The organism is Streptomyces shaanxiensis (assembly GCF_039537145.1).
GTDB classification, from domain to species: Bacteria; Actinomycetota; Actinomycetes; order Streptomycetales; family Streptomycetaceae; genus Streptomyces; species Streptomyces shaanxiensis.
Window position 1 is genome coordinate 174,905 of record NZ_BAAAZY010000011.1, and the last position, 12,825, is coordinate 187,729.

Below are 12,825 nucleotides of genomic sequence, written 5' to 3' on the forward strand. Positions count from 1 at the left end.
GCGATTGCTTCGGCTCTTGCTTGTCCGGCCCCCCGGCCGGACCGTGCCTCCCCCGCGCCCCGAAAGGCGTGGGGAGACCCGCGGAGGGCTGGTGGGGGATGCGCGGAGCATGCCGCCCGTCCTTGTCCTCGCTCATGCCGGCGCCTCCATGGCGACCCGCAGCGCCGCGATGCCGCGCGAGCCGTACGCCTTCACCGAGCCCAGCGAGATGCCGAGCGTCTCGGCGACCTGGGCCTCGGTCATGTCCGCGAAGTACCGCAGGACCAGCACCTCGCGCTGCCGGCGCTGCAGGCCCTTCATGGCCCGGATCAGCGAGTCGCGCTCGAGCTGGTCGTACGCCCCCTCCTCCGCGCTCGCCATGTCGGGCATCGGCTTCGACAGCAGCTTCAGGCCGAGTATGCGGCGGCGCAGGGCGGAGCGGGACAGGTTGACGACGGTCTGGCGGAGGTACGCCAGCGTCTTCTCCGGGTCCCGGACGCGCTTGCGCGCGGAGTGGACGCGGATGAACGCCTCCTGGACGACGTCCTCGCAGGAGGCGGTGTCGTCGAGGAGGAGCGCCGCGAGACCCAGCAGCGAGCGGTAGTGCGCCCGGTAGGTCTCGGTGAGGTGGTCGACGGTCGTACCGGCCGCCGCGGCGTCCTCGGCGTGGTCGGCGCCGTCGCGCTGACTGGGAATGCGGGCGGGCCGCGCTGCGGGCATGGGCGCGATCACCGGCATGCCGCCGGACGCACCGGGCATGCGGGGTCGGACGGGCCGGCGGGGCGGCCGTAGGGCCGTACCGCGGGTCGCCGCACTGAAGTCGAGTACCTCTGCCACGCCAGTTGGACACGCGTCCCCCCGCGAGGGTTGTACGTGCCGGACGTCACTTTTGCGACAGTCCCCGCAACCGACCCTCTTGCGCCAGGCAGCACAGCTGACCGTGCGTCAAACGCCCACATGCCTACCCGCTCTTCCCTTATGTCTTATATGAGCAGAACGTCCCCACGTCCTGCCCGTTCGGCGTCCCCACGCCAGAAAAAACGCGTCTCCACGCCCATAAGGGCGACCGCAAAGACGCTCCCCGCCCTGCAAGCGGTTGCAAGGCGGGGAGGAAAATCTTCTGCTGCCACCGAGGTCCGGATCAAGTGGTCCGGACCATCGATCAGCTCACACTCTTCACATAGATCCTACAAACGATTCATCCGAGGCCCGGGAGATTTCCGGCGCCACCGGCGCCTCACACAAACTCCGCCGCCACGAGCTCCGCGATCTGGGCGGTGTTGAGCGCCGCGCCCTTGCGCAGGTTGTCCCCGCAGACGAAGAGTTCGAGCGCCGTCGGATCGTCGAGCGCGCGCCGCACCCGGCCGACCCAGGTCGGATCCGTGCCCACCACGTCGGCGGGCGTCGGGAACTCCCCTGCCCCCGGGTCGTCGAAGAGCACGACCCCCGGTGCGGTGGCCAGGATCTCGCGCGCCTTGGCGACGGTGACCTCGCCCTCGAAGCGGGCGTGCACGGTCAGCGAGTGCCCGGTCAGCACCGGCACCCGCACACAGGTCACCGCGACCGGCAGCTTCGGCAGCCCGAGGATCTTGCGGGACTCGTCCCGCACCTTCATCTCCTCCGACGACCAGCCGTCCTCGCGCAGCGACCCGGCCCACGGCACGACGTTCAGCGCGACCGGCTCCGGGAACGGCCCGGTGTTGTCTCCGACGGCCCGCCGTACGTCACCCGGGGTGGTCCCCAGTTCCGTACCGGCGACGAGGGACAGCTGCTGCCGGAGCGTCTCCACACCGGCCCGCCCGGCCCCGCTCACCGCCTGGTAGGACGACACCACCAGCCCGCGCAGCCCGAACTCGGCGTGCAGCGCGCCCAGCGCCACGATCATGGAGAGGGTCGTGCAGTTGGGGTTGGCGACGATTCCGCGCGGCCGCATCCGTACGGCGTGCGGATTGACCTCGGGGACGACGAGGGGCACCTCCGGGTTCATCCGGAAGGCACCCGAGTTGTCCACCACCACCGCGCCCTTGGCGGCGGCGATCGGCGCCCAGCGGGCGGACACCTCGTCGGGGACGTCGAACATCGCGATGTCGACCCCGGCGAAGGCCTCCTCGGTGAGCGCCACCACCTCGACCTCCTCGCCGCGCACGGCCAGCTTGCGGCCGGCCGAGCGCGGCGAGGCGATCAGACGGATCTCACCCCAGACGTCCGCGCGCTGGGACAGGATCTGGAGCATGACCGAGCCGACGGCTCCGGTCGCCCCCACGACCGCGAGCGTCGGCCGGCGGGAGCCCGTCCCCGCCATCAGCGTCCCGTGCCTCCGTACACGACGGCCTCGTCGCTGTCGGAGTCGAGCCCGAACGCCGTGTGCACGGCGCGGACGGCCTCGTTGACGTCGTCGGCGCGGGTGACGACCGAGATGCGGATCTCGGAGGTGGAGATCAGCTCGATGTTCACGCCGGCGTCGGACAGGGCGGTGAAGAAGTCGGCCGTCACGCCCGGGTTGGTCTTCATCCCCGCGCCGACCAGCGAGATCTTCCCGATCTGGTCGTCGTAGCGCAGCGAGTCGAAGCCGATGCCGTGCTTGTTCTTCTCCAGGGCGTCGATGGCCTTGCGGCCCTCGGCCTTGGGGAGCGTGAAGGAGATGTCCGTCAGCCCCGTGGAGGCGGCGGACACGTTCTGCACGATCATGTCGATGTTGATCTCGGCGTCGGAGATCGTACGGAAGATCGCGGCGGCCTCGCCCGGCTTGTCCGGCACGCCGACGACCGTGATCTTGGCCTCGGAGGTGTCGTGCGCGACACCGGAGATGATGGCCTGCTCCACCGGCTTGTCCCCTTGATTGATCGGCTCACTGCTGACCCACGTGCCCTGAAGTCCGCTGAAGGACGACCGCACGTGGATCGGGATGTTGTAGCGGCGGGCGTACTCCACACAGCGGTGGAGCAGCACCTTCGAGCCGGACGCGGCCAGCTCCAGCATGTCCTCGAAGGAGATCCAGTCGATCTTCTTCGCCTTCTTCACCACGCGCGGGTCGGCGGTGAACACGCCGTCGACGTCGGTGTAGATCTCGCACACCTCGGCGTCCAGCGCGGCCGCGAGCGCGACGGCGGTCGTGTCGGACCCGCCGCGGCCCAGCGTGGTGATGTCCTTCTTGTCCGCGCTGACGCCCTGGAATCCGGCGACGATGGCGATGTTGCCCGCGTCCACCGAGTCACGGATCCGGCCCGGCGTGACATCGATGATCCGGGCTTTGTTGTGGACCGAGTCGGTGATGACGCCGGCCTGGCTGCCGGTGAAGGACTGGGCCTCGTGGCCCAGGTTTTTGATCGCCATGGCCAGCAGTGCCATGGAGATACGCTCCCCGGCGGTCAGCAGCATGTCGAACTCACGCCCAGCCGGCATCGGAGATACCTGCTCGGCGAGATCGATCAGCTCGTCCGTCGTGTCGCCCATCGCGGAAACGACGACGACCACCTGGTGGCCGTTCTTCTTCGCTTCGACGATTCGCTTGGCGACGCGCTTGATGCCCTCGGCATCGGCTACGGAGGAGCCTCCGTACTTCTGCACGACAAGGCCCACGTGCGCTCCTCGCTCAGTCCGTGTGTGTCGGCTCAGTTTACCGAGCGTCCGAAAACGACCTTGGGGTTCCCAGATGGTGAGATCCGACGCTCCGGGGTGGTGCCTGCCCGGCGGGGAGCGGGGCACTCCGGAAAGTGGGGCAGGTCACTACGGGTGGGTGCGGGCCGCCAGAAGCCCATTGACGCTCTCCGTAGTCGCCCGCTAACTTCGCGTCGTCGTCGCTACACCAGGGGCACAAGGCCCCATCGGGACTCGCGACGCGAAGGACTCTCCTCCTTTGACGACTGCGACCGCTTCAGAGATCCAGCACGTCACCCGGGCCGACACCGCGGCCGACATCCGAACCGGCCCTGCGGCCGACCTCTTCGAGATCCAGCCCTTCACCCCGCACTGCGAAGTCATCCGCACCGCCGGCGACCACGCCGTCATCGGCGTCTCCCCCGGCAACAGCTACTTCTCCGCCCGGCGGGTGCACGACCTCGCCCGCTGGGGCCTCGCCCTGTTCGAGCGGGTGGACTTCGTCTACACGGACCTGTACGTGGCCGAGATGTACGCGGCGTCCGGCTATCCGCCCGACGACGCGCGCCGCAAGGCGGTGAAGAACCTGCGCGGCGTACGGGCCAAGGTCCTCGGCGCCGTCCAGGCCCTCGACCCCGGCGGCGCCCGCCTGCACGCCCACGCCATGTCCGAATTCCGCGGCAACACGGCGTACCGCGAGATCCACGACCGCCTGAGGGCGCGGCTCGCCACCGACGACGAGTTCCGCACGACCTGCGAGAAGCTCGTCGACTCCTTCCTGGCCGGCAAGGAGGGGCAGGTCACCGAGGCGCAGCGCGAGGTCTGCCTGGACTACGTCTGCGCCGAGGCCCCGCTCTTCCTGGACACCCCCGCCATCCTCGGCGTCCCCTCCTCGCTCAACTGCTACCACCAGCTCCTGCCGATGGCCGAGCTCCTCTACGCCCGGGGCGCCGGCCTGCGCGCCTCCCGCAACCAGGGACACGCCATCGTCACACCGGCCGAGGGGACCACCGATGCTCACTGACGACCTCATCGACTTCCCGTTCTCCTGGCGCGGCGACCAACTCCCGGACGAGGTCGAGGAGTTGCGCACCAAGACCCCCGTGCGCCGGGTCCGTACCATCGCCGGCGACGAGGCCTGGCTCGTGTCGTCGTACGACCTCTGCAAGCAGGTCCTCGAGGACCCGCGCTTCAGCCTCAAGGACACGTCGGCCCCCGGCGTCCCCCGCCAGTACGCGCTGACGATCCCGCCCGAGGTCGTCAACAACATGGGGAACATCACCGGCGCCGGGCTGCGCAAGGCCGTACTGAAGGCACTCAACCCGAAGAGCCCCGGTCTGGTGGAGTGGATGCGGGCCTACGCCGCCGAGCTCGTCGACGGGCTGATCGGCGAGGGCGCCCCGGCCGACCTGCGCGCCGGCTTCGCCGACCCCTACTCGGCGGGCATGCACTGCCGCATCCTCGGCATCCCGCAGGCGGACGCGCCCCGGCTGATGCGGAGTCTGGACATCGCGTTCATGAACTCGGCCTGCCCGGTCGCGGGCGCCCGGCTGAACTGGGACCGGGACATCGCGTACATGGCCGAGCGGCTCGACGATCCGGCGACGACCGGTCTGATGGCCGAGCTCGCCGCCCTGCGCGCCGACCCCGACTACGCCCATCTCACCGACGAGATGCTCGCGACCGTCGGGGTGACGATGTTCGGCGCGGGTGTCATCTCCACGTCGGGCTTCCTGGCCATGGCGCTGGTGTCACTGATCCAGCACCCGGACCTCCAGGCCGATCTGGTCGCGGACCCCGGGAAGATACCGGCCGCCGTGGACGAGCTCCTGCGCATCAACCTCTCCATCGGGGACGGTCTGCCGCGGCTGGCGACGCAGGACGTGACGCTCGGAGACGTGGAGGTGGAGGCGGGCGACCTCGTCCTGGTCCTCGTCGAGGGCGCGAACTTCGACCCGGACGCCTTCGCCGACCCCCACACAGTCGACCTCGGCCGCGAGAACGCCACCGCCCACCTCTCCTTCGGCGGCGGCCGCCACTACTGCCCCGCCACCGCGCTCGGCCGCAAGCACGCCGAGATCGCGCTGGAGGTCCTGCTGGAGCGGATGCCGGGGCTGCGGCTCGCGGTGCCGATCGAGCAGCTGGTGTGGCGGACCGGGTTCATGAAACGGATCCCCGAGCGGCTCCCCGCAATGTGGTAACAGCCGCTTTGTCCGCCTCTTGATCGCCTCTTGATCGCCCCGTGATCGCCCGGCGGCTCGGCGACCAGTCGTCTTTAAACTTCAACCACTATGGTTCGCCTGTGCGCGTACTTCTGGTGGAAGACGACGAACCGGTCGCCGAGTCGCTCCGGCGCGGACTGCTGCGCTACGGATTCGAGGTGGCCTGGGTCAGCACGGGCGCCGCGGCGCTGAGCCACGCCGATCCCTACGACGTCGTACTCCTCGATCTCGGCCTGCCCGACACCGACGGTCTCGACGTCTGCAGGGCGCTGCGTGAGCGCGGCGACGTGCCGATCATCGTGATCAGCGCCCGCAGCGACGAGACGGACCGGGTGGTCGGGCTGGAGCTCGGTGCGGACGACTACGTGTCCAAGCCGTTCGGGGTGCGGGAGGTCATCGCGCGGATACGTGCGGTGATGCGCCGCATCCAGCCCCGTACGTCCGCTGCCGCCGCCGAGCCCGGCCCGGACCGTTACGGCGCCCGCCTGACCATCGACCGCAAGGCTGCCCGGGTTCGCCTGGACGGCGATGAGGTGTCCCTCGCGCCCAAGGAGTACGACCTGCTGGCCTTCCTCACCGAGGAGCCCGGGGCGCTGATGTCGCGCGAGCAGATCATGGAAGCGGTCTGGGACGCGAACTGGTTCGGGCCGACGAAGACGCTGGATGTGCATGTCGCGGCGCTGCGGCGGAAGCTGGCCGGGGCGATCACCATCGAGGCGGTGCGGGGCGTCGGGTTCCGGCTGGAGATCGCGGGCGGCGTCAAGGACGACGGCGGTAGCGGCGCGTCATGATCCGTCAGCTCATCCGCAGTTACGTCGGGCTCGTCGCCGTCGCGATCGCCCTGTTCACCGTGCCGGTCGCCTTCACGCTCACGGACCAGCTGCGGGACGACACCGCGGACTCCGTCGAGCGCGAGGCCGACACGATGGCCCTGCTGCTCGGCAACGGGAACCCCCCTTCGTGCGCGGCACTGGAGCGGATGGTCGAGGCGTACGAAGCCGAGACACCCGGCGAGGTCCAGGTGACCGAACGCTGCGCCACCACCAAACTGCCGGAGCCGGAACAGGACGCGGCCCTGACCAAGGCCTTGCGGGACACGGACACCACGACCGACTGGGGCTCGCCCTTCATCTGGGGGCCGAAGCTGGTGATCACGGTCCCCGCCAAGGAGAGCAGGGTGGACCTCGACGGCCGCAACAGGGGCCCGGTCGTCGGCGCCGTGCGCATCGAGTACTCGACCTCCGGCCTGACCACGCGGCTGTGGACGATCTGGGGCTTCCGCGCGGGCCTCGCGGTGGCGGTCCTCGGCGTGGCCGCCGTGATCGGCGCCGCGGCGGCCCGGCGTATCACCCGCCCGCTGCGCCAGCTCAACGACATGGCGAGCAAGTTCAGCGACGGTGATCTGACCGCCCGCTCCCCGGTGACAGGCCCCCCGGAGACCCAGACGCTGGCACGCACCCTCAACCAGGGCGCGGAACGCCTGGACACACTGGTCGCGGCCCAGCGCATCTTCGTGGCCGACGCCTCGCATCAACTCCGCACCCCTCTCACGGCGTTGCGGCTTTCGCTGGACAACATCGCGGACGGCGTGGACGACGACTTCGTCAAGGAGGACGTCGAGCAGGCCACCGCCGAGGTCGTCCGGATGAGCCGCCTGGTGAACGGCCTGCTGGTGCTGGCGCGGGCGGAGGCGAAGGTCACCGCGGCGGAACCCCTCTCCCTCCAGGACATCGTGCGGGAGAGGCTGGACGTGTGGAGGCCGGCCGCCGACGAGCGCGGAGTCACCGTCGCGCTCAGGGGGAGTGCCGACGGCCGGCTGCTTGTGCTGGCCAGCCCGGGTCATCTGGACCAGGTGCTGGACAACGTGCTCTCGAACGCCCTGGAGGTGTCACCGGACGGCGGCACGATCACCGTCCAGGTGGAGCCGAGGAGCGACGAGGTGGTGCTTTCGGTTCTCGACCAGGGCCCCGGCATGTCGGACACCGAGAAGTCCCGGGCCTTCGACCGCTTCTGGCGCGGCAAGGGCCTGACCGGGAAGGCCGGTTCGGGCCTCGGCCTCGCCGTCGTCAAGCAGCTGGTGACCGACGACGGCGGGACCGTGACGCTGGAGGACGCTCCCGGGGGCGGGCTGAAGGTGCGGATCAGCCTTCGGGCATCTTCGAGGAGTGGTGGTTGACGATCAGCCACTCGCCGCCCCGCTTCTCGTAGGCGTACGTGTAGCGGGCCTTGACGGTGCTCTTCTCACCCGTCTTGGGGTCGGTGAGCGCGAACTCGTAGGTGCCGGCGTCGATCACGCTGTTGGAGTCGAGGATGTTGACGTGCGACTCGATCTTCGTGCCGACCGGCTTGTTCTGCAGGAAGTGGTCGAAGTAGTCGACGATCTCGGCCCTGTCCGAGCGGACGTTGTTGGAGACCGTCGGCAGCAGGACCGCGTCCTTCGCGTACAGGTCGGCCACCTTCTTCGAGTCGCCGGTCTGCAGGGCCGCGTTCCACTGGTCGAACAGGCCGAGCACCTGTGCCTTGGTGACCGCCTTGGCGTGCTTCGCGGCGGGCTTCGCACCGGTGTCCGCAGCTCCGGCGACTCCGACACCGGCGGCGAAGGTGCCGACGGCGGCGACGGTCGCCACGGCGGCGAGGGCGGCGCGCTTGCGTATGGAACGACGGTTCATCGCATTCTCCAAGCGAGTCGAGGTGGTGTGACTCCCTCCGCTCTGTCCGCGGTGTTCTCTTCGGGAGTGACTCCAGACTCGCTTTCCGCCGGTTAGCGCCCGTGCAGCGGACGTACAGGCCCGGGACAACACGCTGCCAATTCACGCTGTGCGGTCGCCCGACTACACGGCGGCGGCCCTCTTCCTGCGGCCACGCGCCAGCTCGACACCCGCCCCGAGCGATACGACGCCCATGCCGACGGCGGTCATGACGCCCTGCGTGCCGTCGACGACGAAGGGGGCGGCCGCGGCGACGACGGCGTTGAAGAGGAACAGGAACCACAGGACGGGGCGGGAGGACAGAAGAGCCTTCATCGGGGTTTCCTTCGGGACGGGGCCGCTGCGGCGGCCGTTGACCTGGCGACATCAACGATCGCGTTTCCCGAGGTCAGCGACGAGGGAGCGGTCTCCCGAAGGGGTGGTGTAGCGGGCTACACCCTGGAGGCATGCCGACCGTGGCAGGTGGGTGGACGGGGGACTTGCTGCCGGCCGGGATCGTATTGCTCCCGGGTGCGGGTCGGCGTGATGGTGCCGCTGTGCGCGGCGGCGACGTGCACGGTCCCGGCGGGGTGTGGATGGCACCCCAACTCCCTGGGCCGGTACGGCCGTTGACGATGGGCGGACGCCTCCGCTCACGCGCCTCCCGTCGGCACGCTCACGCGCCTCCCGTCGGCACGCTCACGCGTCCCCCGTCGACACCGCCCCGATGTCACCCCCGGCCGCGACGGAACGCTCCCCGGATGCGGTGACGGGCCCGCTCGCGGACCGCGAGGGCGAGGCGGGCGGCGTGGACGGCGGTACGACGGTGGGCGGCAGTACGGCGGAAGCCCCGTCCCCGGTCGTGACCGACCCGATGTTGCCGCCCGCGGCCACCGAGCGGGCACCGCTCGCGGTCACGGCATCCGTGGATGTGGCTGCGGGTGTGGGCGTCGGCGTCGGTCCGAGGAGGGCGTAGAGCGTCACCGCCAGGCCGAGCAGGCCCCCCGCTCCCCCGGCCACGCTCGCCCAGGGATCCGCGGCGTCGACATCCAGCACGCCGCCCGTGACCAACCCCGCGGCCCCCGCGACGCAGAGCCCGATTCCCGTCCACACCAACGCCGTTGACCGAATCGCCATACGACCATCATGGGGGAGTTCGGGCGTCACGGCCGCCGAATGCGGGCACGCGGCACCGTGATGCGGGTGCCGAGCGCACGGGCGTATGCGCGCACGGTCTCCAGATCGTGGATCTCGCCCCCCTCAATCTGCGAGATCCACGTCGGGAAGAAGTCCGCGGCAACGGCGGCCTGCCCCCGCGTCAGGCCCTGTTCCTCACGGACCTCCCGCAGCAGGTGTCCCAGCGCGTATGCCTGCGGGGCCGACAACGGGCCCCGGCCCAGCGGGACCCCGCCCAGCGAGCCGCGGATCACACCCGCCCCCCGAACAGCGCCACGAGGCCGTGGTCCAGCTCCGCCCCGACGGTCTCCTCGCCGGGGGCGATCACGGTGTAGGTGCGGGCCAGGAAGCGGTACAGGTCCGCGGTGGTGAAACGGAGCACGGCCACACCCAGCGGCGAGTGGAACTCCACGTACGTGTGGGACTCCCCGCACGGCCGGACGCGCACGCTGCCGAGCCCGGCGGAGGCGCTCAGTCCTTCGCCCAGGAGCGTGCGGGCGAACGTCCACGTCGCGCCTTCGCCGTCGAGGGTGACATGGGGCGGGAAGACGATGTGCACGGCCAACGGGTCGGCGGAGGTGTAGCGGAGGGTCGCGGGTATCGCGATGTCCTGGTCCGCGGCGGTGATCAGGCAAGCGCCGGTCGGCTGCTCCAGGGTGACGTGCATGGTCGGGCTCCGTTCGGGGGGCGGGGCACCGGGCGGGTGGACCGACCGGTGTGCCAGTGAGACCCCCCGAGGGGCCCGAGCATTACGCCACTTCAGAAGCCTTTTCCTGTAACCCGCGTCACACCGACCACAGGGATCACATCGATCACATCGATCACAGGGATCACGCGGACCACATGGGTCACATGGTCGGACACCTGCCGGGTCACCGGCCGGGAAACCGGGGTCACTTCGCCGGCCGCAGCCCCAACTGCTCCCCGATCTCCTGCTCCATCACCCGGCCGGCCTCGAACTCCAGCGTCTCGTCGCCCATCACGCCCTGGTCCGTGTCCAGGCCGTCCAGTTCCTCCAGGGGCTGGTTCAGGCGGACATGGGCCAGGACCGAGTGCAGTGCGCGCAGGGTCGCGGACGCGGTCGATCCCCAGTTGGAGAAGTAGGAGAACTGCCACCACCACAGGGCCTCCGCGGTGCGGCCCGCGCGGTAGTGGGCCATGCCGTGGCGCAGGTCGGTGATGACGTCGGCCAGGTCGTCTGAGATACGGGCCGGGACCGGGGCCTTGCGCGGCTCGTAGGGGTCGAAGACCTCGGAGTAGACGTCGACCGGGTCGAGCAGACGGGCGAGGTTCTCGCGGAGTTCGTCGACGTCCGGCTCCGGACCCAGGTCGGGCTCGTAGCGCTCCTCGGGGACGATGTCCTCGTGGGCGCCGAGGCGGCCGCCGGCCAGGAGGAGCTGGGAGACCTCCAGCAGGAGGAAGGGCACGGTCGAGCCCGGCTCGTCGCCCTTCGCGACCTCGGTGACGGCGACCAGGAAACTCTCGATCTGGTCCGAGATCTGGACCGCGAAGTCGTCCGGGTTCTGCTCGGTCGCGTGCAGCGTGGCGTCAGACATCTAGGAGTCGTCTCCCCTCGAAGGCGCGGCCGAGGGTGACCTCGTCCGCGTATTCCAGGTCGCCACCCACCGGGAGGCCGCTGGCCAGGCGGGTGACCTTCAGGCCCATGGGCTTGATCATGCGCGCGAGGTACGTGGCCGTCGCCTCGCCCTCGAGATTCGGATCGGTGGCCAGGATCAGCTCCGTGACCGTCCCGTCGGCCAACCGCGCGAGAAGTTCTCGTATACGCAGGTCGTCCGGTCCGACACCCTCGATCGGGCTGATCGCGCCGCCGAGGACGTGGTAACGGCCGCGGAACTCGCGGGTCCGCTCGATCGCGACGACGTCCTTCGGCTCCTCGACCACGCAGATCACCGCCGGGTCGCGACGCGTGTCCCGGCAGATGTTGCACAGCTCTTCCTGCGCGACGTTGCCGCATGTCGCGCAGAAGCGGACCTTCGCCTTGACCTCCATCAGGGCCTGGGCGAGGCGCCGTACGTCCGTCGGTTCCGCCTGGAGGATGTGGAAGGCGATCCGCTGCGCGCTCTTGGGACCGACGCCGGGCAACCGCCCGAGCTCGTCGATGAGGTCCTGGACCACGCCTTCGTACAACGGACTTCCGTCCTTCCTGGGGTTCCTTACGGTACGTACGGTAGTTGGCGGCGGCCCCTCTTAGAAAGGCACGCCGGGGAACGCCTGGAACGTCAGAAGGGCAGGCCCGGAATGCCGCTGCCGCCGCCCAGGCCCTGGGCGAGCGGGCCGAGCTTCTGCTGCTGGAGCGTCTGCGCGTTCTCGTTGGCCGCCTGTACGGCCGCGATGACCAGGTCGGCGAGGGTCTCGGTGTCCTCCGGGTCCACCGCCTTGGGGTCGATCTTCAGCCCACGGAGTTCGCCGGAGCCCGTCACGGTGGCCTTCACCAGGCCGCCGCCCGCCTGGCCCTCGACCTCCGTCTGAGCCAGTTCCTCCTGCGCCCTCGCCAGGTCCTGCTGCATCTTCTGGGCCTGCTGGAGCAGCTGCTGCATGTTGGGCTGGCCACCACCGGGGATCACGATCAGCTCCTTGCGTCTCTACGCGTGCCTGCACGGGTTGTCCGTACGGGATTCCCGCTCGGCCTTGCCGTTCAGCACGAGCCTACGTGGTCCGCGCGGCCGTCGCCCCAGCACTCTTTCGAGTGAGAGGAACTGGAGTCCTATACCTGATCAAGGCCCCCTTCCGGGCGGAAAAGAGGCGAAAGGCATCTCTTCGCCACCCATTGGGCGGTAGGAAGGGTTTCGGCGCGTCAGCCTCAAGTGTTGCGTGACGTTCTGTGCACTGCGGGGGTCGATTTCACCACGTGGTCCGCATGGGATGTCACGCTCCGTGACAGTAGGGAGTGCCGGGTGGGTCAGCCGGAGATGCAGCCCGAGAGGTCGCCGAAGGACGGGCGGGGCGGCGAAGGGGCGGCCGGACTGCGGCCGGGTGATCTGACGGGGCGGTCGTTTCCGCACGGGGACTGGGGGGAGCCCGCGATGCGGCTGGACGAGGTGTACCGGTGGGTGGAGCGGGGGGCGCTGAACACGGCCGCGTGGTATCTCGCGGATCGGGTGTGGAAGCGGCGGGGGGCCCGGGCGTTGCGGGGCGGGGCGGGG

General features: G+C 70.1%; 16 protein-coding genes. 5 read left to right on the plus strand and 11 right to left on the minus strand.

Translation table 11 applies throughout. The annotated features are described in order from the left end of the window. Positions 1-132: 132 nt before the first annotated feature. The 3 genes from ABD932_RS20405 to ABD932_RS20415 all read right to left on the minus strand — a co-directional run bounded on the left by ABD932_RS20405 (position 133) and on the right by ABD932_RS20415 (position 3,558). Positions 133-816: a SigE family RNA polymerase sigma factor gene (locus tag ABD932_RS20405; RefSeq protein ID WP_345014776.1), complete on the minus strand. Its 684-nt coding sequence runs from the start codon at positions 814-816 to the stop codon at positions 133-135. 400 nt (positions 817-1,216) lie between these two features. After that, positions 1,217-2,281 carry an aspartate-semialdehyde dehydrogenase gene (locus ABD932_RS20410; protein WP_345014778.1) on the minus strand — a complete coding sequence of 355 codons (1,065 nt, stop codon included), beginning with the start codon at positions 2,279-2,281 and terminating at the stop codon, positions 1,217-1,219. Then, on the minus strand, positions 2,281-3,558 hold the full coding sequence (locus ABD932_RS20415) for an aspartate kinase (RefSeq protein ID WP_345014780.1): 1,278 nt from the start codon (positions 3,556-3,558) through the stop codon (positions 2,281-2,283). Before ABD932_RS20415 ends, ABD932_RS20410 begins: the two co-directional genes overlap by 1 nt. A gap of 277 nt (positions 3,559-3,835) precedes the next feature. On the opposite strand from ABD932_RS20415, the gene ABD932_RS20420 reads away from it, so the two are divergent. The 4 genes from ABD932_RS20420 (at position 3,836) to ABD932_RS20435 (ending at position 7,974) form a co-directional block, all read left to right on the plus strand. Continuing rightward, positions 3,836-4,600, plus strand: coding sequence for a cyclodityrosine synthase (locus tag ABD932_RS20420; RefSeq protein WP_345014782.1), 765 nt, complete (start codon positions 3,836-3,838; stop codon positions 4,598-4,600). Beyond that, complete coding sequence (locus tag ABD932_RS20425) at positions 4,590-5,777, plus strand: cytochrome P450 (RefSeq protein WP_345014784.1); 1,188 nt, start codon at positions 4,590-4,592, stop codon at positions 5,775-5,777. The genes ABD932_RS20420 and ABD932_RS20425 overlap by 11 nt, the downstream gene beginning before the upstream one ends. 101 nt (positions 5,778-5,878) lie before the next feature. Continuing rightward, a complete protein-coding gene (locus ABD932_RS20430) occupies positions 5,879-6,589 on the plus strand; it encodes a response regulator transcription factor (protein WP_345014786.1) in 711 nt (236 codons plus the stop codon). Then, the gene (locus tag ABD932_RS20435) at positions 6,586-7,974 is read left to right on the plus strand and encodes a sensor histidine kinase (RefSeq protein WP_345014788.1); all 1,389 of its coding nucleotides are present in this window, start codon (positions 6,586-6,588) and stop codon (positions 7,972-7,974) included. The genes ABD932_RS20430 and ABD932_RS20435 overlap by 4 nt, the downstream gene beginning before the upstream one ends. Here the strand turns inward: ABD932_RS20435 and ABD932_RS20440 are convergent. From ABD932_RS20440 to ABD932_RS20475, 8 genes are all read right to left on the minus strand, one after another. Continuing rightward, positions 7,940-8,467, minus strand: a complete 528-nt coding sequence (locus ABD932_RS20440) for an SgcJ/EcaC family oxidoreductase (protein ID WP_345014790.1) — start codon at positions 8,465-8,467, stop codon at positions 7,940-7,942. The two genes, ABD932_RS20435 and ABD932_RS20440, sit on opposite strands and share 35 nt — an antisense overlap. A gap of 162 nt (positions 8,468-8,629) precedes the next feature. Next, complete coding sequence (locus ABD932_RS20445) at positions 8,630-8,821, minus strand: hypothetical protein (RefSeq protein WP_345014792.1); 192 nt, start codon at positions 8,819-8,821, stop codon at positions 8,630-8,632. Between the two features lie 363 nt (positions 8,822-9,184). Next, complete coding sequence (locus tag ABD932_RS20450; protein ID WP_345014794.1) at positions 9,185-9,622, minus strand: hypothetical protein; 438 nt, start codon at positions 9,620-9,622, stop codon at positions 9,185-9,187. 26 nt (positions 9,623-9,648) lie between these two features. After that, the gene (locus ABD932_RS20455) at positions 9,649-9,915 is read right to left on the minus strand and encodes a helix-turn-helix domain-containing protein (RefSeq protein ID WP_345014796.1); all 267 of its coding nucleotides are present in this window, start codon (positions 9,913-9,915) and stop codon (positions 9,649-9,651) included. Continuing rightward, entirely contained in the window at positions 9,912-10,328 is a 417-nt protein-coding gene (locus tag ABD932_RS20460; RefSeq protein ID WP_345014797.1) for an SsgA family sporulation/cell division regulator, read from the minus strand. Before ABD932_RS20460 ends, ABD932_RS20455 begins: the two co-directional genes overlap by 4 nt. Positions 10,329-10,554: 226 nt before the next feature. After that, a complete protein-coding gene (locus tag ABD932_RS20465) occupies positions 10,555-11,217 on the minus strand; it encodes a DUF5063 domain-containing protein (RefSeq protein ID WP_345014798.1) in 663 nt (220 codons plus the stop codon). Next, positions 11,210-11,809 (minus strand): recombination mediator RecR, encoded by a 600-nt coding sequence (gene recR / locus ABD932_RS20470; RefSeq protein WP_030053254.1) that lies wholly within the window; start codon positions 11,807-11,809, stop codon positions 11,210-11,212. Before recR ends, ABD932_RS20465 begins: the two co-directional genes overlap by 8 nt. Before the next feature lie 92 nt (positions 11,810-11,901). Beyond that, a complete protein-coding gene (locus ABD932_RS20475; protein ID WP_126393918.1) occupies positions 11,902-12,246 on the minus strand; it encodes a YbaB/EbfC family nucleoid-associated protein in 345 nt (114 codons plus the stop codon). A 330-nt stretch (positions 12,247-12,576) separates the two neighbouring features. On the opposite strand from ABD932_RS20475, the gene ABD932_RS20480 reads away from it, so the two are divergent. After that, positions 12,577-12,825, plus strand: a 249-nt coding sequence (locus ABD932_RS20480; RefSeq protein WP_345014802.1) for an SLATT domain-containing protein, incomplete at its 3' end; no start/stop codon positions are given.

Coding starts and splice junctions, on each gene's coding strand:
- ABD932_RS20410 (WP_345014778.1), bottom strand. CDS start 2,281: ATGGCGGGGACGGGCTCCCGCCGGCCGACGCTCGCGGTCGTGGGGGCG.
- ABD932_RS20425 (WP_345014784.1), top strand. CDS start 4,590: ATGCTCACTGACGACCTCATCGACTTCCCGTTCTCCTGGCGCGGCGAC.
- ABD932_RS20435 (WP_345014788.1), top strand. CDS start 6,586: ATGATCCGTCAGCTCATCCGCAGTTACGTCGGGCTCGTCGCCGTCGCG.
- ABD932_RS20440 (WP_345014790.1), bottom strand. CDS start 8,467: ATGAACCGTCGTTCCATACGCAAGCGCGCCGCCCTCGCCGCCGTGGCG.
- ABD932_RS20445 (WP_345014792.1), bottom strand. CDS start 8,821: ATGAAGGCTCTTCTGTCCTCCCGCCCCGTCCTGTGGTTCCTGTTCCTC.
- ABD932_RS20450 (WP_345014794.1), bottom strand. CDS start 9,622: ATGGCGATTCGGTCAACGGCGTTGGTGTGGACGGGAATCGGGCTCTGC.
- ABD932_RS20460 (WP_345014797.1), bottom strand. CDS start 10,328: ATGCACGTCACCCTGGAGCAGCCGACCGGCGCTTGCCTGATCACCGCC.
- ABD932_RS20465 (WP_345014798.1), bottom strand. CDS start 11,217: ATGTCTGACGCCACGCTGCACGCGACCGAGCAGAACCCGGACGACTTC.